This window comes from Daeguia caeni (assembly GCF_042653845.1).
Classification (GTDB): domain Bacteria; phylum Pseudomonadota; class Alphaproteobacteria; order Rhizobiales; family Rhizobiaceae; genus Brucella; species Brucella caeni.
This window is the reverse complement of the sequence record NZ_JBHSEL010000026.1, coordinates 1-1,001: the sequence shown is the minus strand read 5'-3', so window position 1 is coordinate 1,001 and position 1,001 is coordinate 1. Positions and strand designations below refer to the sequence as shown.

Here is a 1,001-nt window from a genome sequence, read left to right as displayed (position 1 = left end):
AAGGGCTGCATCTTCGGCAAGTCCGGCATCGGCAAGACCTCGCTGCTGTGGACGCTTGATCCCGCCACCACGCTGTTCATGGACCTGGAAGCGGGCGACCTCGCCATCGAGGGTTGGACCGGCGACACCATCCGTCCCAAGACCTGGGATGAGTGCCGCGACTTCGCGGTGTTCATCGGTGGCCCCAATCCGGCGCTGCGCGACGACCAGCCCTACAGCCAGGCCCATCACGATGCGGTTGTCGCCCGGCTCGGGGATCCGAGCCAGCTCGATCGCTACCAAACGGTATTCATCGATTCGATCACTGTTGCCGGCCGGCTCTGCTTCCAATGGGCCAAGGGCCAGCCGGAGGCGTTCTCCGACAAGACCGGCAAGCCTGACATTCGCGGCGCCTACGGCCTGCATGGCCGCGAGATGATCGCCTGGCTGACGCATCTGCAGCACACGCGCTCAAAGAACATCTGGTTTGTCGGCATTCTCGACGAGAAGCTCGACGACTTCAATCGCAAGGTCTTCGTGCCGCAGATCGAGGGCGCCAAGACCGGCCTCGAACTGCCCGGCATCGTCGATGAAGTCATCTGCATGGTCGAACTAAAGGACGATGAGGGTAATCCCTACCGCGCCTTCATCTGCCAGACGCTCAACCCGTTCGGCTTTCCGGCCAAAGACCGCTCCGGTCGTNCGCCCTCGGCGACCACCCCTTCCCAAACCTCCTCCACCACAGCTCAAGAACAAGGAGCCTGACCCATGTCGGCATGGAACGATTTCAACGATGCCCAGACCAACACCAACCTCATCCCCAAGGGCACGCTCGCCAAGGTGCGGCTCACCATCCGCCCCGGCGGCTTCGACGATCCGTCGCAGGGCTGGACCGGCGGCTATGCCACGCGCGGTTCGACCGGCGCGGTCTATCTCAACGGCGAGTTCACGGTGCTCGAAGGTCCCTATGCCCGCCGCAAGATCTTCACCCTGATCGGCCTTTACAGCCCCAAGGGCCCGGA

At 63.4% G+C, this 1,001-nt stretch carries 1 protein-coding gene and 1 pseudogene; both read left to right on the top strand.

The genetic code is table 11. The features are described 5' to 3' along the window. The first annotated feature begins 9 nt into the window (after positions 1-9). A complete protein-coding gene (locus tag ACFO1V_RS02370) occupies positions 10-744 on the top strand; it encodes an ATP-binding protein (protein ID WP_465251720.1) in 735 nt (244 codons plus the stop codon). 3 nt (positions 745-747) lie between these two features. Next, a pseudogene (locus tag ACFO1V_RS02365) lies at positions 748-1,001 on the top strand (hypothetical protein); the annotation flags it as partial.